Genomic DNA, 18,039 nt, shown 5'->3' with positions numbered 1-18,039 from the left:
GACAAGGAGTTTCTCATGAACACTGAACGTATTGTTCGTATTGTTGCGGGAACATTTATTTTACTTTCTCTAGCATTTGGTGTGCCGCAAAGTCCCCTTTATCTCAGTAACTATTTTCTTTGGGTTACTGTTTTTGTAGGTGCCAATTTATTTCAAAGTGGGTTTACTCAGTTTTGTCCTTTAGAAAAAATTCTGAACAAATTGGGTGTCGGCAGCAAGTAAACAGGACTGAATCAGGGAGGGCATGATTATGGCTCACATCATAGTTATAGGTGCTGGAATTGCGGGTGTCTCAACTGCCTATGGCCTTAGGAAAAACTTGTGACGACCTGCAAAATCACGGTGATCCATGAGGTTGATTGTTTCCAATTTGTTCCATCTAACGTTTGGATAGATATCGGTTGGCGTTCACGTGAAGCAATTAATTTACCCCTGAAGGAATATTTCGAAAAATGAAATATTGATTTTATTGCGCAACCAGTAGCCTGTATTGATGCAGAACAGAATAATATTTACCTGGCTAACGGAGAAGCTCTGCATTACGATTCCGGTGGAACCAACTCTTGTACCAACAGGTGTCCCTAAAACAGGATATATGATTGAAACCATGACGGCAGCCATAGTGGAAAATATTGCTGCAAGCCCACTGTAGCCATAGCATCAAGAAGAGCCATTTGCCTTGCTGATATGGGTTAATACACGAATTGCATTCGTCGCGATTCCAGAAACCCAACCCAGAAATACAGATTGGGCCAAAGAAGGGAAATGGGTGCATTTAGCTAAAATAGTTTTTGAAAAGTATTTTAGCTATAAAGTGAAACATGGTTTATCTGAACCAGTATATGAGAAATATATTTTAAAAATGCTTGGAATTACTCGGCTAGATTAGACTAATGTAAGTTCGATATAAACGGAATTTTAATGGCTTTTATAACACTAAATGAACGTTATTCCAGTTCGAACTATCAACATAAAAAAATAAAGTTATTTTTTATGTTGAACTACAAATTAAGCTTGTTTTCATTAACTATACTTAGGTTACAATTTTAGTTAGGAAGGAACCATAATGAAAATATATCTTGTTCAACATGGGGAAAGCCTGGGAAAAGAAATTGATCCCCAACAATCACTGAGTAAAAAAGGAATAACTGACATTGAGCATTTAAGTCATTTTCTTAGTCATAAAAAAATAGAAATTGCTCATCTATTCCACAGCGGCAAACGTAGAGCCGAACAAACTGCGTCAATCCTGGCATCTAATTTAGCCTTTCCCAGAGAAATAGAGTTTCATCAAGGTCTGGAGCCTTTAGATGATGTGGATCCGCTTGTAGCTGAAGTAAATGAGCAACAACACAATATCATGTATGTGGGACACATGCCTTTTATGGGTAAATTAGTTGGTAAACTTGTTGTCCTTGATGAGGACAAAGCTCTTGTTGCTTTTATCCCGGGAACGGTTGCCTGCCTTGAGCGAGCAAATGAAGGAAAATGGCTTATCAATTGGATTAAACGTCCGGATATGTAGAATGTATTATTGCAAGCAAGCAAAGCTAGGGTATTATTAAATAAATAAAATAAATCATTTTACTGGCAAGGAAGTCTCATCTATGTACAAACAAATTATAGTAGCAGTGGATGACACCAAAGCCTCCACTTTAGCTTTAAAAGAAGCCATTAAACTTGCAAAAAGCCAAAACTCCAAACTTTATGTGATTCATATAATTGATACACTGTATGAAGGTGATGTCGATCGCGACGCATTTGTTGAATTAACTAGGAATAAAGGGCAGGAACTTTTAAATTCAATGAAGAGAATACTTAGTCGTGCGAAAGTAGAGTTTGAAATGAAACTTTCTGAGCTAATCCCATCAAAGTCTCAAATTGCGGAAAAACTGATTGATGAAGCAACAAGCTTGTCTGCTGATTTAATTGTTATAGGGACTCATGGTCGTCGAGGAATTCATCATCTCCTTACAGGAAGTGTGGCTGAGGAAGTCATTCGAATCTCCAAAACCCCTGTATTGCTGGTCAGAGGTTAGAGAAGGGTCTGTTTACAATTCTACTATCTTGGCCAATTATTAAGATTAAGGTTCCTAGTAATAAAATCTTATTAATATTTTGCTATAAATTATTGGCCAGTTAATTATTCAAATCTTCATTGGTAAGTACTTGTTTAGAATAGTAAATATACCTTTGATTTCAGAAGTCAAATAAGTAGCGTCATGAGCAAAAATGAGATAAGATGGGCGCTTTGTTGTTTCTCAGGAGAGTTATTCTGAGTACTTTTTTTAGTGCAACACGCATAGCAGCTTCAGCAATTTATGCTGAGTTCAAACTTTATCCTTATTATAATTTCGGTTTTCATCTCGATGCAATTACCAGCTTTTTTTGCCATATATTGCGTGCTCTATATGATTTATCTGCATTTTTATTACGAGTATTGATCACCCCATTTTATCTTTTAAATCCTTTTTCTTGGCCCAGTTTACCAGGTCACGCCTTAGAGCTTGTCGACGATTTAGTAGGTTGTGCACTCAGTACTGTCAGTATTGTTATTCATCCAGTTATTTTTATTCTCCGTACATTGAGCTCTATGATTCGAGGTTATGATGAGGGAACAGATTATGATTGGGGTACCGAAACTGAAGAACAAGACCTAGAAATGGCGATGACCATTTGGTAGCCACCAAGCTCAAATACAACAAATCAAATTAAATGTAGATACTGTCTTTAAATGCAGTCTTTTAACGAAAATTTACGTTGCCTGTGATCGTTGTAGCCTGGGTGCAGCGCAGCGAAACCCGGGATAGAGGCGCGTGATTTTTTTTATCCGAAACCCGGGTTACGGCTTTGCCTTCACCCAGGCTACAATTTTTTAGCATTAACGCTCTGCTACTTGTGCAAATGTTCCTGTTTTTAAAAAACTCATGATTAATTCTCTGCTTTTTGCATTATTCATAATAAAGGTATGATTGGAGTTAACAATAATCGGATCATTTTGTCCTTGCAAACGTGCCGACTCAGGAGGGACTTTCGCATCATAGCGCCCTGCTATAATTCCTATTTTAATATTTGGCACAGGTACGCGGTGTACGTACGATGCGTGATCGGAACTCAATTCAGCCAATGGTTTTATTGGGGAAGTAAACATAGGGAATATTTTAGTAGACAGTTTTGCCAGTTTTGAGCCTTGATTTGGTGGTGCAAGCATAATGAGGCAACCTATATTTTTTAATTGTCTTGGCGACCAGTCGGATAAGGCCTGACGAGTAATAATACCTCCAAGGCTATGGGTGATAAAATTAATTTTAACACCCGGATTTTTTTCTAATAAATTTTTAATAAACTGATTTAAAAAGACCCCATGCTCTTCAATACTGTATTTTGGAGACGGATAACTGTAGGAGTAAACCTCATATCCTTGCCTTTTCAAATAATTTTTTAATGGCCACATACTAAGCGATGTACGCATCAAACCATGGATTAACACGACGATTTCCCGATGATGTTCTGGTTTAACTTGCGATGTGGAAGATACTTCATGGATTTGTTTGCTGGCATTGGGTACAAACGCATAAGCTTGAGCCATGCCAATCAATCCTATGACCCACGTCAGAATGAATCGAGTAAATTGGTTGCTTTTAAGGATGGTTATAGTAGCCATTATTCCCCTTTCTTCAAATTTTATTAGGGCCTATTATGATTCAATTGAATTAATATAACAGTTTCAAAAATCTTTCCAATGTAAGCGCAGAATTTATTCATTTTAAACGTATATCGTGACTGACCAATAATTATCCATATGTTAAATTATTGGGTCTATTGCTTATTTTATGGTTACGTGAGTGTCAATTCATTGTAAAGTTATAAATCATTCTAAGATCTTCGCGTGTTAAGTAGTATCATTGTCAGATTCAATTAAATCCAAATCCATGAGGAGTTTATTATGTTGAAAAAAGTGATCGTAGCCACATTGTCTCTTATTAGTTTCTCTGCTTTTCTTCCTGCATATGCCAATGAGGATTTGAGTTGCAAAGTAGAAGTTGCAGTGGCTACCCCACCCGTGCAATTTGATCAAAATGTTGCATTTAATGTGACTAATGAATTTGGATTAGGCAGATCGCTTACTCTGGGTGGTGGAAAAGCACCTCAATTTATAGATAGAATACCTTGTTCTTCAGCTCCTCTAACCATCAGCGCAACCTTATATTCAACGCCATTAAACTCTTTGTTTCAAGGACCTATTATTGGTCAATGTGTTTTAAAAGCAGGACCGGTCATTTTAAATGGTCCAGATAATAGTGTTTCCGTGGTATTTCCTTATGATTTTAATTGCAACAATTAATAAAAATTCTTTGCCTACATTCCAAAGAATGTAGGCAGAAATGTTGATTATTTTACATTGTGTCATCATCTCTCTTACAACGCATTCCCCAACTCGCCCCTACACAAGTGAAGATAGCACCCAAGAAAAAGAGCGTGAACATTATAAATGCTCCTGAAGTAAGATTAGTGGGTGTCACATTAACCTCTACAACAGCTTCATTCTGCCCATTTTTCATTGCAGAAGAAATTTTGGTAGTACCTACTGGAGTTGAAATTTGATTCACTGTCACTGGAACTGCCACTACAGTACGGGAAATGGAATTGGTATAGGTTGCTACAGATTGACTTAAAAGTCCTATCAATATAGCTCCTAAGATTAGTGCAATAACCCAAGTAATAAAACCATAAACGACCCCTAAATTACGCTCTGGACAATACAAACGTCCCAAATAACCAGCAGTATATCCTGCAACAAGCGAAGAAATCACAACACCTATAATGATTCCCAACATTCCACTTACAGCCGCGATGACTGAACCATTACTCATGGTTTTAAAGGCACTTAGTCCTATCGCAATTCCCAAAAGATTCAATAAAAAACTGAGTCCTAATGCGGTTAATGCACCAGCAAAAACAGCTGTCCAAGAAATGCGTTTATTTGGATGTATGTGACAATGCTCTTGAACAGATGTATTTTCACGTGTCATTTGAATCTCCTTATCTCATGATGAATATGCCGCTTCAGGGATTATATATGAAGCCTGCCTTTAATATAGGTAATAAATTGTTTTTATTAAAAAATTAACCTATGCATTTATTTTTTTCAAGAGCACGCCTCCTTCTAAAGAAAGTATGCTGGACGTTTAATCTCATCTAGGATTCAGCGATTTGCTCTATATTTTTAACAATATTTTTTGCGATAGCACTTAATGGTAAATCGTTGTCTTCCTTACCAAAAGGCTCCTCCAAATCCTCAGATAATATTTCCAGACCCAATAAAATATATACAATCATAACCATCATCGGGATAATAAAAAATCCAAATGTATCTATCCAACCAAAAGGGAACATAATGGTATAAAAAAGTAATGCTTGTTTTACAAAAAAAGCAAAAGCTGGTGGCACATGGGTATTTGCGATTCGTTCACAACCTCCCGTCATATCAATCAAATTGGCCATATGAGTGTCCAAAGCCAGGTATTGTTCCAGTTGTAACTTATTTTCTTGGCGTAGTTGATTAAGTATTTGATACATTTTTTTAGTCACTAGTAGAACTGGATGTTTCCCCTCAAATTCATGAATGCACAAAGAAAGCAACTCTGTTTGCACCTCCCTACTTTCTTTTCGTAAATGGGCTTTGATGATAATCGGTAATTTTTTCAACAATTCGTAAAACTCAGGGCATTCATGTAAGCCAATAAAAGTATCAAATTTTAGACCTAAGTTTCGACAATTATTAACAATTGAACCCCATAAAATTCTTCCTTCCCACCAACGCGAATAACTTGCGTTTACTCTAAAACTAATAACTATAGTCAGGATAAAGCTAAAAATCAGATGAAATTGACCTAGATTATGACGGGTAGCATTTTCAAAAAAACTAGCAATGATTACGGCATAGATGATGATAAAAATTGTGATGGGCAATAATTTTCGAAATACTTTTTCTTTATAAAACAAGAAAAGATGAGGAATCCAAGTTAAAAGATTATGTGTTCTCAGTTTCATCAATGTTTACCCTACATAAAAAATACAGTGTAACGTGACTGTTATTCCGAAGCAAAGTTTCTAGAATCTCCCACATCCGCCCTATCGGGGAGAAGAGAGCTTTGTTTAATTAATAGCTTTCTTTAAAAATAACTTCCCCTCTCCCAGTAATGGGAGAGGGGCTAGGGGTGATGGGTGACTACATTATGCCCATTGTCTGATTTGATTTTCTACTTCCAACGATAATGCGCGGTGGGCCATATCAGTAGGATGAACACCATCAGCAAAAAGAAAATTATTTGAGGTCTGCTGACATAGAATAGCTATTGGCGCAGTGCAGACAGGACTTGTAACATTCTCAAATAAAAAAGGTATTCCACTCACGACTGTGGGCTCCCCTGCTTCTGCATTACTAATTAAGTTATCCAAAGCGGTATAAGTGTCAAAATATAAAATTTTTACTTCATGGTGCTTTTTATAACGCTTCGAAACAGTACCTAGCTTTTGTTTTAACAGAGAATCAAACATATAACTGAGATTTTTTATATTTCCAGGAAGCGTTGGATCCCCTATTGTTACAGCCAATCCGTTTATGAATGGAGTAACGCCGATGTTAGGTAGAGACAAGACTACAATTCTTTGAGCACCTCGTTCAGCCAGTGCCTCAACCTGCTCTTTAATTTGAGTTGTAGTAACGTCGATCAACTGCATGAACGCAATTGGATTAAGTTGTTCCTGAATTCCAAAAAGTATGTCGTTGGCACCTGACCAAATGAAGTACATTGCTTTGGGATCCAGTTTTTGTGGTGCGGTACTCAAGTAGTTTGTAACTTGTCGTGCAACAGATGGAGCCCAATAAAAAATGCTTACGCCAGGTTCTTCTGCAGTTCTAGCCCCTCCAGCGGCATAATTAAACCCATTAGGTAGCAGCACGGGGGGTGGAAAAGGCGGCTTGGTTGGGTCCATAAAGAGAGGGGTTGTGTTGTTGGTCATCTTATCATTAAGTGCTGGGAATAAGGTGCCTGGAGGTAGAAGAGGAACCCCTAAGATATCATTCGCAACATACTGAGCCCAAGTATAGCCATTAAAGGTAGTAAAAGTAGGAGCTTTATCAGGAATTCCAGCTGCAGTTGTAAAAGTGTTATTAAAACCGCTATCCGTTAAACTATCACCAAAAAATACTACCTGGCTAATTTCACTAAATGGAACTGCTTGCGCGATATTGGGCAGAGTACAGCATAATGAAAACATACCCACCAACACCGTCATCCGTGTTTTGGCATGTAATATCATTTTTCTAATTTTGGCTAACATTCAATTATCTCCTTATAATGACTTAACAGCTGTAGCGTAAGCCCAGTGAAAAGATATTCTCCGAACCTTTGTAGTCGGCACTAACCTGATTAATTTCTAATGGTGCCGTCATATCAGGAATAAATTCATTGACCTGAGTGACATTCACAGATTGCTTATGAATAAAAATATGTGAATAAGCTCCATCGATCGAGAAATGGTTGTTTACTAAATAAGTCAATCCAAAATTCAACCAATATTGATCTGAGTCAGGAATAAGCGGAGTACGATTTTCAGAATTTATTGGTGACTGATCCCAGGCAAATCCTCCACGTACAGTTAGAGAAGAGTTGTAACGATAATCAGCACCTAAAGAACCAAAAAATGTATTGTGCCATTTCATAGGAACAGTATAAACGGTCTCAAAAGCATCTGGGGTTGAAACAACAATATCACCTAAATAATCCCAGAAGGTCACTTGAGCTGTTGCTTTAAGAGTCCATTCATTGATATCACGAGCAAGGCCAATAGTTAATACACCGGGAGTTCTAAGCGTATTACTTACAGAGGTTTCACTATTGAACAAAAAAGTAAACGGAGGTGGAGGGACCATACCACCAATAATTGTAAATTGTTCGCCGTTACCACTCAGGTTTGTGTTGATTTCCGAACGATAACTGACCCCTAAACGTGTCATCTGATCGAACTGATACAATCCACCGACAGTATAGCCATAACCCCAACCATTACTTTTCAAATGAGTTGGTTCTGTTGCGGCAATCAATTCATCAATAGGAGGAACCCCTGTGTTGATTCCATCAAAATGAGAGAAAATTGTTTTTAAATATTGGGCTTGAAAACCAACCCCCACAAACAGTTTTTCATTAACTTGGTAAGCAAGTGAAGGATTAATATCAACAGAATTTATTTCGGTTTTTACGGATGCATAGCGTAGAACAGAGTCTTCTGAATATTTGTTATATAAGTAGAAGGGCTCAACAACAGCTAACCCCAGAGTTAACCTATCGATAGGAGTACGCCAGCCAATATAACCTTGAGGGATAAACACTGCATTGGTGATATTATGTTCTGATGCGTCTCCCTGTACGCCGCCAACAATGCTTGATGGTGGCATGCCTGGTACACTAAATGTATGGGTAGCAGCGCCATCTTGCATGCTAATTTGTGGAACAAACTCGCTTGCTCCAACATATATCTGGTCTTGCAGTAGTGTAGATAATGTTGCTGGGTTGTTAAATAATGCAGAAACATCATTATTCGCTGCCGCAGAACCGGCCATCGCGGAACCTTGCAAACTTGGACTGGTTTCATTCAACTGAAAACCACCTGCAAATGCTGGTAAGCTAACAAAAAATTGAGCCATTACAACAGCAACTGCAAACTCCTTATTTAATAAACGTGAATTACTCAACTTAGACTCCTTTCTTCATTTCAGTGCGCTTCATTTTAAAACTCAGCAATTACCTTGTCAGATTTACGAGAAAAGTTCAAATTTATTTTTATTTTCTTGTTAAAAATTAAATGCTTTCTAGGGTTTATTTACTCACAAGTAAAAAATCTTGGGGAAAAGTCAGATTTGAGTGCAGGTTGTGTATCAGACTCAGCAGATTGCCCCTTATCTTTAGACCGGTTAAGATAGATAAAATTTAAAAATCTAAGGGAATAGATTTATGAGTGATTTTTTTCAAACTCCCCCAAGTTTGGGTAACCAATACGATGAAGATCGAGTTCTAAAGACTTATTTAGAATGGAAGCTTCCTTCTTCCATGCTGACCGAAATTCAACCTGAATTGCATCACCTAGGTCAACGAGTCATTGAAGACATCTATAAATTAGGACAAGAAGCTGAAGCATGTCCACCTCGACATATACCTTATGATCCTTGGGGAAAGCGCATTGACCGCATCGCGGTTTCCCACGCATGGAAAGAACTCGACAAAATCTCTGCAGAAGAAAAATTAATTGCCATTGGTTATGAACGCAAACATGCTGCTCTATCACGCATACATCAATTTGCCAAATTGTATTTATTTCATCCTTCATCAGCAATTTATACATGCCCTCTCGCAATGACTGATGGAGCTGCGCGTGCATTAGAACTTTATGCAGATGAATCCTTAAAAAAACATGCGCTTCCCCATTTAACTTCTTCAGACCCCACCTATTTCTGGACCTCCGGCCAATGGATGACTGAACGTACAGGTGGCTCTGATGTCAGTGGTACATCAACCATTGCCAGGCCAGATGGCACCCATTTTCGCCTCAGTGGCGTTAAATGGTTTACTTCAGCCACAACGTCCCAAATCGCCATGACTCTTGCTCGTATTGAGGGTGCACCTGAAGGCAGTAAAGGATTAAGTTTGTTTTACCTGGAGCTTCGAGATCAAATGGGCAAACTGAATGGGATTCGCATCAATCGCCTAAAAGACAAGCTAGGTACTCGTGCCCTACCCACTGCAGAGTTAACTCTGGAAAATGCCCCTGCTCTACTTGTTGGGAAAGCAGGTGATGGGGTTAAAAAAATTTCATCCCTATTTAATATTACGCGCATTTATAATGCCTGTTGCGCCGTTGGTTATATGCGTCGTGCCATTGCACTTGCTCGTGATTATGCAACAAAACGTGTCGCATTTGGCCACACCTTGTCAAAGCATGTACTCCATCTGGAAACATTGGCAAACATGCAAATAGACTTTACTGCCTCATTTCATCTAGTGTTCCATGCGATTGAACTGTTGGGCAAAGATGAATTAAACGAAGCAACGGAAGCAGAACAAGCTGTATTGAGGCTTTTGACTCCTCTCGTCAAACTTTATACAGCAAAACGGGCAATCGTCTTGATAAGCGAAGCTTTGGAAGCCTTTGGTGGGGCAGGTTATATTGAAGATACGGGTCTTCCACAATTATTAAGAAATGCCCAAGTGCTCTCAATATGGGAAGGAACAACGAATATTCTAAGTCTTGATGCCTTGCGAGCGATTCATAAAGAGAATGCCGCAGTATTTTTTCTTGATGACATTCACAATCGACTGAGCCATATCAATCATAAGGGGCTCATTCAGTCTAAAGTAAAAACCCAGCACGCGATGCAAAAACTAAAAAACCACATTCAGTCCATGCCTCAGATGAGTATTGAAGAGCAACAAACTGGTGCACGACACCTTGCATATGCATTGGCACAAACTTATGCGGCCAGCCTATTGTTAGAACATGCCCAATGGTCTGCTCTAAACAATAAAGACACACTACCGACAATTACTGCAATTCGATGGTGTGAAAAAAATCGATTTGAACTAATTTCATTTTCAGAAAACTACAACAAAGAATCTCAATTACTGGCAATGGATCACAATGACTTTCTTTAGGGCTTGTTTACAGCTCTACTATCTTGACCAAAATGGCGTGACTTTATGCGCTCCAATTGTAAACAGACTCCTAGTTTTGTAATGTTTGAAAAGAAGAAAATTCAATACAGGAGTTATAAATATGAACTTGTTACATTCACGCTTTTTATCTTTTTTCTTTTTATTTTTTTTATTACCTCTGTCTGCAAAAGCTGAGACAGATAACACCATCAGTCTGGTTGGGAATCAAGGCTATGATCTTGTATCCTATCAACAAAAAAGTGGACCTTTACGAGGAAGTGGGAACTATGTCGTAATGCATCATGGTGTTGCTTACATTTTTGCAAGCACGGAAAATAAAAAAACTTTTGCAGCAAATCCTGAAAAATATTTACCTGCCTATGGTGGTTATTGCGCTTATGGAGTAGCTTCCGGTCATAAAGTCGTCAGCGATCCCCTAGCTTGGAAAATTGTGGACGGAACACTTTATCTTAATCTGAATAAACAAGTGCAAGCGATTTGGTTAAAAGACATTCCAGGCAACATTAAAAAAGCAAATGAGCAATGGGCTCAAATAAAAGATAAAGACGCTTCAATTTAAATCAGCAACGGCATTTTTTAGATATAGATCCTATGAGAGACGCACAACAATCGCTGTGCTTTTTTTATTATAAAAATTCCTTGCATTAACCTTTAAAGCTCTTTATTGTTAATTCCCCAATTACTAATTTTATGAAAATTAAGGGAATTTATGAAAAAAATAGGACTATTAGTCAGTTTTTTGTTTTTCTTAAATGATGGTTTTGCCAAAACACCAATTATTGCCCCACAACCAACTTCTTGTATTACAGGCAGCTTCAGCTCAACAGGTACAAGTAACTGGCAAACCGTTTCGTTGAAAGTAACCAACAATTGCAATCAAACGGTAGATTTTCAAAACTCAACCATAACTTTTTCTAATAGCAGTAATCTGGAAACATCTTTTTGGGGAAATTTTTCACCCTTGTCCTATCCAGTCAATACCTTACAAATTACGTCACAACCTCAAAGTGGCACCTATTTATCCTCACTCTCGTTACAATTTCCTACATATCCAGGAGCCAACAGTAAACTTCCCAAAGGAAGTTCTTTTACTATTATTTACGGGGAACCAACCGCAGATTATATAGCCAATAGCGTCTCAGTTTATTTGAATTCTCCAGTATCCACTGGCACTATCAATTTAATTAACGCTACAGCAAAACCTGCCAATGTAACCCAAACCTACGCTCTAGTTAATTTAACTCTAAATGGGCAAACTGTGAGCGCGCAGGTTCCCTGGTCTGGACAACAACAAATATCTGGGCTGGCTGCCGGAACTTATACCGTTTCGCCAACTAATATAACGGACAGTAATGGAGTCGTGTATCAAGGAGTAGCAAATCCTGTAAGCCTAACCGTTTCAGCAGGTACTACTGTTTCTTCTACAATTACCTATTCTGCAATGCAAACAATAGGGAACATCAACATCACTTTAGGTGCATTGCCATCTCAATTATCTGGTTACACGGGTAATCCAACCGTAACCTTAACCCGCATGGATAATCAGAGTGCAACCAATGCTCAAGTGAGTTGGAACACCATTAACGTAGTCAGTCAGTTAGCCAATGGAGTCAGCTATGCTTTTTCTACTCCAGTAATAACATATAATGGATACAACTGTACCCCAACATTTACCCCCACATCAGCTATTGCAGCCACTACTGCACCCACAGTGCAACTTGCTTATAGTTGCGTTCAAGTAGCTCAAGACAGTATTCCCGTTACCGTAACAGGAGCACCCGCTTCTATTTCTTCCATTAATGTCACCTTTACTCCAAGCGGTAATGGCACACCTGTAAATGAAACTATTTCATTAAACAATGGAACAGGGACAGCTCATGTGAGTTTAACGGACGGAATGGTTTACACAGTAAGCGCAACATCAGTAAATGGTTATACGGTAAGCTACTCTCCCCAACCTTTAACTGCATCGTCCTCTGCTACTGAAACCATTAACTATACTCAAAATACAGCCACTGGAGGCAGAATTATAGGTTACTTGCCTGGATGGGATACCCCGCCATCAGCTACCGCTTTAGCCAACGCAGGTTATACCCATGTTCTTGTAGCATTTGGAGTCTTTAGTACTACAAATCCTGGCCAAATTACTTCTGCATTCGATACCGTCTCAGCAAGTTACATTCAGTCCTTGCATAATGCAGGCATTAAAGTATTACTCTCCTTAGGTGGGGCATCATCAAGTATTGCGAATACAACGGTAGATTTTCACCAGGTATTAGCAGCAGCTTCTTCACCTACAGCATTTGAGCAAACTTTTATTAGTTCATTAGAAAACCTACTCACTCAATATAATTTTGATGGGTTTGATTTTGATATTGAAAGTGGGTTAAATGCGGGCGGAACTTTCAGCAATCCTACGGGTGATATCGCTATTTTAGCCAATATTATCAATACAATGCATACGAATCATCCTAATTTGCTTCTTACTTTAGCGCCGCAAACTGCGAATATTGCCGCCACCTCAGGGTTTGATGCGACATGGGGGAACTATGCTTCTTTGGTGATGCAAACCCATCAATCTTTAGCTTGGGTCGGAATTCAAATGTATAACGCAGGTTGTACCTTTGGCATCGACCTAATTTGTTATGATCCAAACAATACAAGTAGTCCCAATGCGTCAGTCGCTATGGCGACTGATTTACTCGAAAATTGGCCTGCAGTCACCAGCACAGGACAGCAAACTGGGTTCCAACCTTATATTAGTTATCTAACCCCATCTCAAGTGGTATTAGGTTATCCTGCACCTAATGCATCAGGGCAAAGCGATGGCTCACCTGCAGCAGTTATTGGTACAATCAAACGAGCCATACAATGTTTACGCACTGGGGTCGCTAGTGCGTCAAGTTGTGATACCTACATTCCACCACGAACTTATCCTGGATTTGGAGGAGTGTTTGACTGGGAAATTATTCATGACGAAAGCAACAATTATCACTTTGCGACCAGTTTGGTAAACTGCGTTATTAATGGGAATTGTAATTAATACTAAAAACTATAAAATGTCATTAACTTCCCTTCTCCTCTCAAAGGGAGAAGGTGCCCGCAAGGGCGGATGAGGGGAACAATTAAACGCCCTCACCCCTACCCCTCTCCCACTCTGGGAGAGGGGATTTTTTTTACTTCAAAGTAGCAAAATAGAGAATACGCCCATGGAAAATTCGGGATTATTTTTAATCGCAATGGCATTTCTATTAGGTATCCGTCATGGTTTTGATTTGGATCATCTGGCAACCATAGACTCAGTCGCACGGATTGTCAGTGCACGTCGAACGCTAGCAAAACTTGTGGGATTTTTATTTTCTCTCGGACATGGTTTAGTAGTCATTTTAATCAGCTTAATTATTGGCAATAGGGTTAAACCCATAATAGTTCCTCAATGGCTAGATGGACTTGGGAATAGTATATCGATTATATTTTTATTGGTTTTTGGATTGTTAAACCTTTGGAATATTTTCGGGACCCCATCTCAATCGCCTCTGCCAACCAGTTTAAAAAACTATTTTTCAAGAAAATTAATCCGCAAACAGGTTAATCCATTTTTTATTGTATTGATTGGCGCGCTCTTTGCCCTTTCTTTTGATACAGTAAGTCAAGTCGTCCTCTTTTCTCTTTCCGCCCGAGCCATGGCCGGAGGATTATTTTCAGGGATGCTTGGCGTCATATTTATGTGCGGGATGATGGTTTCTGACGGATTAAATGGATTATTTGTTTCAACTTTAATCCAACGTGCTGATTCAGTATCTCTTTTATTCTCTCGACTGGCCGGCTTTATGATTGCATCATTTAGTCTGATTATTGGTATGATTAATTTTATCAAAATGTATAATTAGAAATTTTAGGGCTGTCTCATGCATGAATTGTGGATATGTAAAAGTATTCTCGAAATTATCAAGCAGAAAGCAGCTGCAACACAGTGTACTCGTGTAAAAAAAATTATATTAGAAATTGGTCAACTTGCTGCAATTGAAAAAAACGCCCTAATTTTTGGTTTCAACGTGATTACGGAAGGAACAATAGCGGAGAATGCTGAGCTTCACATCATCGATATTCCGGGTGAAGCACTTTGCGAATCGTGCCAAAAACGAAGTCCTTTGCAACAATATTACGATGCATGCCAAGTTTGTGGAAGTCATGCATTAAAGGTCATTCACGGTGAAGAATTACAAATTAAATCAATGGTGGTTGAATAATGTGCGGAATATGCGGTTGTACTGAAGAACATAATGAAATGGAACATCATCATGAACATACTCATGAGCATCCCCATGAATCGATGCATCACACCCATGATGAACATCTAATCCATGTGGAACAAAATATTTTAGCTAAGAACCAACAATTTGCCCGCGCCAATAAAAATTTTTTAATAGATAGAAATATCTTGGCATTGAATATTATGTCAAGCCCAGGATCCGGTAAAACAACCCTTTTAGGAAAAACCATTCAGGATTTAAAAAATGAATTGGATATCGCCGTTGTAGTTGGCGATCAACAAACAAATCATGATGCAGAATTAATTAAGGCCAGTGGCGGTAATGCCTTACAAATTAATACAGGAAAAGTCTGTCATTTGGATGCCCATATGGTTGGCCATGCGCTGGAAGATCTTCCTCTAAAAGAAAATTCACTCTTGTTTATTGAAAATATAGGCAATCTTGTTTGCCCTGCTTTATTCGATTTAGGAGAGCAATTTAAAGTGGTCATTCTTTCAGTGACCGAGGGAGAAAATAAACCATTGAAATATCCTGATATGTTCCGTTGTGCTGATTTAATGCTCATCACGAAAACGGATCTACTGCCCTATGTGAATTTTGATCTCGACCAATGCATTGAATATGCACGCCAAATTAAACCCTCAATTGAAACACAAACCCTTTCAACGATGAATGGTGATGGTTTGGTTGATTGGTATGAATGGCTAAGGCAAAAACAAAGAGACACTCGTGTGATTTAATGGAACGATTAAGGATAATCATTCAAGGACAAGTACAAGGTGTTGGTTTTAGGCCCTGTGTTTACCGGCTCGCCAAACAACTGACACTCACTGGCTGGATCCAAAATAATGCTTCAGGTGTATTGATCGAAGTACAAGGGGTTTTGGTCTGTCAGTTTATTCCTCACTTACAAGAAAATTTACCGCCACTGGCCAAAATAGATCAGATCCAATCAGAAACAATCCCCTTAAAAAACAATGAAGCAGTCTTTGAAATTATTGAAAGCCAAAAAGGTAAAGTCAAAACCATCATTACCCCGGATACGAGTATTTGCTCTCAATGCCTACAGGAACTCTTCGATCCGCAAAGCCGTTATTTCCGCTACCCCTTTTTGAATTGTACGCATTGCGGCCCTCGATTCACAATCACCCGAAATCTTCCTTATGATCGCAGTCAAACCGCAATGGATTTGTTCCCTTTATGCCTGGCTTGCCAAGCTGATTACAGCGACCCTGAAAACCGACGCTACCATGCCCAACCTACAGCATGTATTCATTGCGGTCCCCAACTATCATTACCCGTGGAAGAAATAGCACAATGTATCATGCAAGGCGAAATTATTGCGTTAAAAGGTTTAGGAGGATATCAACTCATTTGTGATGCACGCAATGAAGTGGCAGTAACCAGGTTACGCGCAAAAAAAAATCGAGACGAAAAACCTTTTGCTCTTATGGTCGCAAACAGCTTAAGTGCAGAACGAGTTGTCACAATGAATCAGCAAGAACGCGATTTATTAGAGAGCGTTGCTCGTCCAATTGTGTTACTCGAAAAAAATGATGAATTGAGTAAATATAGTTCTGCAATCGCTCCAGGTTTAAGCACTTTGGGAATTATGCTTCCATACACCCCGTTACATTATTTACTTTTTAATGCTTTTGCTGGAAATAAAAATGGTTGTGCGTGGTTGAATGAGATTCAAGACACCCTATTAGTAGTCACCAGCGCCAACATAGGCGGCGAGCCCCTCATTATTGAAGATCAAAGTGCCGAACAACAACTCAGTCACATCGCAGATAAAATTATTTCCTATAACCGTCAAATTGTTACTCGTGCCGATGATTCGGTGCTACGCGTCGTGCATCATGCTCCTAGGTTTGTTCGTCGCTCTCGAGGTTTTGTCCCTACGCCTATACAACTCCCTCATGAGATTCCACCAACCTTAGCAGTAGGTGGACATTTAAAAAATACATTCTGTATTACTCGTGGTAATGAAGCCTTTGTTTCTCAACATATCGGCAGTTTAAATAATAAAGCCTCTATTGAGTTCTTCCATGAATCATTAAATCACTTGCTACGTTTTCTCGATGTAACACCAGAACGAATTGCTCATGATTTACACCCTGATTTTTACACAACACGTTTTGCGCAACACTATGGGATTCCTACTTTTGCCATCCAACATCATCATGCGCATTTAGCTTCTGTTATAGCCGAATACGGGATTACAAAAACCGTCTTAGGACTAGCACTTGACGGGTATGGATACGGTATCCATGGTGAATCCTGGGGTGGTGAGCTTTTTTTATTAGAAAATTCAACAGGCACTCGAGTGGGATCTTTTTCACCTCTGCTACAACCCGGTGGAGACATTGCGGCACGGGAACCCTGGAGAATGGCTGCAAGTGTTTTGCATCATTTAGGACGCAGCGATGAAATTGCCCAACGATTTTCAGACTATCCACAAGCACATATCATCCATCAACTACTGGATAAAAAAATAAATAGTCCGGGCACGAGCAGCTGTGGTCGCTTGTTTGATGCAGTAAGTGCATTAATAGGAATTCAATTGATCTCACACTACGAAGGTCAAGCTGCAATGCGTTTAGAAAGTTTGGTCACCCAAGTACAAATCATCCCTAATGGATGGCAAATAAAAGAAAATTGTTTTGATATGATGCCTGCCCTAGAATTACTGGCTAACCGATTTGATCCAATAACTGGCGCAAACTTTTTTCATGGAACACTCATTGCTGGGCTTGCAGCATGGATTAAGGGAATCTGTCGAGAAAGGAATATTGATGTGGTAGTATTAAGCGGAGGTTGTTTTTTGAATCAAATATTGGCTGAAGGATTAATCACCACGTTAAGTGAATCGGGTATCACCTCTTTTTTACCAAGTGCTCTTCCAGCCAATGATGGAGGAATTTCCCTCGGTCAAGCCTGGATTGCTGGGAATTTATAACTTGAATTTTAAAAATCCATTCTCCTCAAAGGGGAGAATGTGCCCGCAGGGCGGATGAGGGAAAAAAGAA

General features: G+C 39.0%; 19 protein-coding genes. 14 read left to right on the top strand and 5 right to left on the bottom strand.

All coding sequences use genetic code 11. The features are described from left to right. Nucleotides 1-15 precede the first annotated feature (15 nt). From Lstg_RS02750 to Lstg_RS02730, 6 genes are all read left to right on the top strand, one after another. A complete protein-coding gene (locus tag Lstg_RS02750; RefSeq protein ID WP_058476140.1) occupies nt 16-222 on the top strand; it encodes a YgaP family membrane protein in 207 nt (68 codons plus the stop codon). 99 nt (nt 223-321) lie between these two features. Continuing rightward, a complete protein-coding gene (locus Lstg_RS18090; RefSeq protein WP_274519315.1) occupies nt 322-456 on the top strand; it encodes a hypothetical protein in 135 nt (44 codons plus the stop codon). Between the two features lie 223 nt (nt 457-679). Continuing rightward, complete coding sequence (locus tag Lstg_RS17945; protein ID WP_058476139.1) at nt 680-889, top strand: hypothetical protein; 210 nt, start codon at nt 680-682, stop codon at nt 887-889. A gap of 177 nt (nt 890-1,066) precedes the next feature. Next, nucleotides 1,067-1,525: a phosphohistidine phosphatase SixA gene (gene sixA, locus Lstg_RS02740; RefSeq protein ID WP_058476138.1), complete on the top strand. Its 459-nt coding sequence runs from the start codon at nt 1,067-1,069 to the stop codon at nt 1,523-1,525. Between the two features lie 82 nt (nt 1,526-1,607). Further along, nucleotides 1,608-2,039, top strand: a complete 432-nt coding sequence (locus Lstg_RS02735; protein ID WP_058476137.1) for a universal stress protein — start codon at nt 1,608-1,610, stop codon at nt 2,037-2,039. 203 nt (nt 2,040-2,242) lie between these two features. After that, nucleotides 2,243-2,683: a hypothetical protein gene (locus Lstg_RS02730; protein ID WP_115324542.1), complete on the top strand. Its 441-nt coding sequence runs from the start codon at nt 2,243-2,245 to the stop codon at nt 2,681-2,683. A gap of 198 nt (nt 2,684-2,881) precedes the next feature. Here Lstg_RS02730 and Lstg_RS02725 read toward each other — a convergent pair whose 3' ends face one another. Next, the gene (locus Lstg_RS02725; protein ID WP_058476136.1) at nt 2,882-3,664 is read right to left on the bottom strand and encodes an esterase/lipase family protein; all 783 of its coding nucleotides are present in this window, start codon (nt 3,662-3,664) and stop codon (nt 2,882-2,884) included. Nucleotides 3,665-3,946: 282 nt separating this feature from the next. Here Lstg_RS02725 and Lstg_RS02720 point away from each other — a divergent pair, with 282 nt between their 5' ends. Further along, nucleotides 3,947-4,345: a hypothetical protein gene (locus Lstg_RS02720; RefSeq protein ID WP_058476135.1), complete on the top strand. Its 399-nt coding sequence runs from the start codon at nt 3,947-3,949 to the stop codon at nt 4,343-4,345. Nucleotides 4,346-4,397: 52 nt separating this feature from the next. Here Lstg_RS02720 and Lstg_RS02715 read toward each other — a convergent pair whose 3' ends face one another. The 4 genes from Lstg_RS02715 to Lstg_RS02700 all read right to left on the bottom strand — a co-directional run bounded on the left by Lstg_RS02715 (nt 4,398) and on the right by Lstg_RS02700 (nt 8,758). Continuing rightward, nucleotides 4,398-5,033: a hypothetical protein gene (locus tag Lstg_RS02715; RefSeq protein ID WP_058476134.1), complete on the bottom strand. Its 636-nt coding sequence runs from the start codon at nt 5,031-5,033 to the stop codon at nt 4,398-4,400. Nucleotides 5,034-5,199: 166 nt separating this feature from the next. Continuing rightward, nucleotides 5,200-6,054 (bottom strand): bestrophin family protein, encoded by an 855-nt coding sequence (locus Lstg_RS02710; protein ID WP_058476133.1) that lies wholly within the window; start codon nt 6,052-6,054, stop codon nt 5,200-5,202. 183 nt (nt 6,055-6,237) lie between these two features. After that, nucleotides 6,238-7,347 (bottom strand): SGNH/GDSL hydrolase family protein, encoded by a 1,110-nt coding sequence (locus tag Lstg_RS02705; protein WP_058476132.1) that lies wholly within the window; start codon nt 7,345-7,347, stop codon nt 6,238-6,240. A gap of 22 nt (nt 7,348-7,369) precedes the next feature. Beyond that, a complete protein-coding gene (locus tag Lstg_RS02700) occupies nt 7,370-8,758 on the bottom strand; it encodes an OmpP1/FadL family transporter (RefSeq protein WP_058476131.1) in 1,389 nt (462 codons plus the stop codon). A gap of 259 nt (nt 8,759-9,017) precedes the next feature. Between Lstg_RS02700 and Lstg_RS02695 the strand changes: the two genes are divergently transcribed. The 7 genes from Lstg_RS02695 to hypF all read left to right on the top strand — a co-directional run bounded on the left by Lstg_RS02695 (nt 9,018) and on the right by hypF (nt 17,969). Beyond that, nucleotides 9,018-10,712 (top strand): acyl-CoA dehydrogenase family protein, encoded by a 1,695-nt coding sequence (locus Lstg_RS02695; RefSeq protein WP_058476130.1) that lies wholly within the window; start codon nt 9,018-9,020, stop codon nt 10,710-10,712. Nucleotides 10,713-10,833: 121 nt separating this feature from the next. Further along, entirely contained in the window at nt 10,834-11,292 is a 459-nt protein-coding gene (locus Lstg_RS02690) for a YHS domain-containing (seleno)protein (protein ID WP_058476129.1), read from the top strand. Between the two features lie 150 nt (nt 11,293-11,442). Continuing rightward, on the top strand, nt 11,443-13,776 hold the full coding sequence (locus Lstg_RS02685; RefSeq protein ID WP_058476128.1) for a glycosyl hydrolase family 18 protein: 2,334 nt from the start codon (nt 11,443-11,445) through the stop codon (nt 13,774-13,776). Between the two features lie 166 nt (nt 13,777-13,942). After that, nucleotides 13,943-14,623 (top strand): HoxN/HupN/NixA family nickel/cobalt transporter, encoded by a 681-nt coding sequence (locus Lstg_RS02680; protein ID WP_058476127.1) that lies wholly within the window; start codon nt 13,943-13,945, stop codon nt 14,621-14,623. A gap of 18 nt (nt 14,624-14,641) precedes the next feature. After that, on the top strand, nt 14,642-14,983 hold the full coding sequence (gene hypA, locus Lstg_RS02675) for a hydrogenase maturation nickel metallochaperone HypA (RefSeq protein ID WP_058476126.1): 342 nt from the start codon (nt 14,642-14,644) through the stop codon (nt 14,981-14,983). Further along, nucleotides 14,983-15,747, top strand: a complete 765-nt coding sequence (gene hypB, locus Lstg_RS02670) for a hydrogenase nickel incorporation protein HypB (protein ID WP_058476125.1) — start codon at nt 14,983-14,985, stop codon at nt 15,745-15,747. Before hypA ends, hypB begins: the two co-directional genes overlap by 1 nt. Beyond that, nucleotides 15,747-17,969 (top strand): carbamoyltransferase HypF, encoded by a 2,223-nt coding sequence (gene hypF, locus Lstg_RS02665; protein WP_058476124.1) that lies wholly within the window; start codon nt 15,747-15,749, stop codon nt 17,967-17,969. The genes hypB and hypF overlap by 1 nt, the downstream gene beginning before the upstream one ends. Nucleotides 17,970-18,039 lie beyond the last annotated feature (70 nt).

Origin of the sequence: Legionella steigerwaltii (genome assembly GCF_001468065.1) — a bacterium.
Lineage (GTDB): Bacteria > Pseudomonadota > Gammaproteobacteria > Legionellales > Legionellaceae > Legionella > Legionella steigerwaltii.
This window is presented reverse-complemented; position numbering and strand designations above follow the sequence as displayed.

Excerpts from the sequence above, each read along its gene's own strand:
- Lstg_RS02750 (WP_058476140.1), top strand. The coding sequence starts at position 16 with ATGAACACTGAACGTATTGTTCGTATTGTTGCGGGAACATTTATTTTA.
- sixA (WP_058476138.1), top strand. The coding sequence starts at position 1,067 with ATGAAAATATATCTTGTTCAACATGGGGAAAGCCTGGGAAAAGAAATT.
- Lstg_RS02735 (WP_058476137.1), top strand. The coding sequence starts at position 1,608 with ATGTACAAACAAATTATAGTAGCAGTGGATGACACCAAAGCCTCCACT.
- Lstg_RS02730 (WP_115324542.1), top strand. The coding sequence starts at position 2,243 with ATGGGCGCTTTGTTGTTTCTCAGGAGAGTTATTCTGAGTACTTTTTTT.
- Lstg_RS02725 (WP_058476136.1), bottom strand. The coding sequence starts at position 3,664 with ATGGCTACTATAACCATCCTTAAAAGCAACCAATTTACTCGATTCATT.
- Lstg_RS02720 (WP_058476135.1), top strand. The coding sequence starts at position 3,947 with ATGTTGAAAAAAGTGATCGTAGCCACATTGTCTCTTATTAGTTTCTCT.
- Lstg_RS02715 (WP_058476134.1), bottom strand. The coding sequence starts at position 5,033 with ATGACACGTGAAAATACATCTGTTCAAGAGCATTGTCACATACATCCA.
- Lstg_RS02710 (WP_058476133.1), bottom strand. The coding sequence starts at position 6,054 with ATGAAACTGAGAACACATAATCTTTTAACTTGGATTCCTCATCTTTTC.
- Lstg_RS02705 (WP_058476132.1), bottom strand. The coding sequence starts at position 7,347 with ATGTTAGCCAAAATTAGAAAAATGATATTACATGCCAAAACACGGATG.
- Lstg_RS02695 (WP_058476130.1), top strand. The coding sequence starts at position 9,018 with ATGAGTGATTTTTTTCAAACTCCCCCAAGTTTGGGTAACCAATACGAT.
- Lstg_RS02690 (WP_058476129.1), top strand. The coding sequence starts at position 10,834 with ATGAACTTGTTACATTCACGCTTTTTATCTTTTTTCTTTTTATTTTTT.
- Lstg_RS02685 (WP_058476128.1), top strand. The coding sequence starts at position 11,443 with ATGAAAAAAATAGGACTATTAGTCAGTTTTTTGTTTTTCTTAAATGAT.
- Lstg_RS02680 (WP_058476127.1), top strand. The coding sequence starts at position 13,943 with ATGGAAAATTCGGGATTATTTTTAATCGCAATGGCATTTCTATTAGGT.
- hypA (WP_058476126.1), top strand. The coding sequence starts at position 14,642 with ATGCATGAATTGTGGATATGTAAAAGTATTCTCGAAATTATCAAGCAG.
- hypB (WP_058476125.1), top strand. The coding sequence starts at position 14,983 with ATGTGCGGAATATGCGGTTGTACTGAAGAACATAATGAAATGGAACAT.
- hypF (WP_058476124.1), top strand. The coding sequence starts at position 15,747 with ATGGAACGATTAAGGATAATCATTCAAGGACAAGTACAAGGTGTTGGT.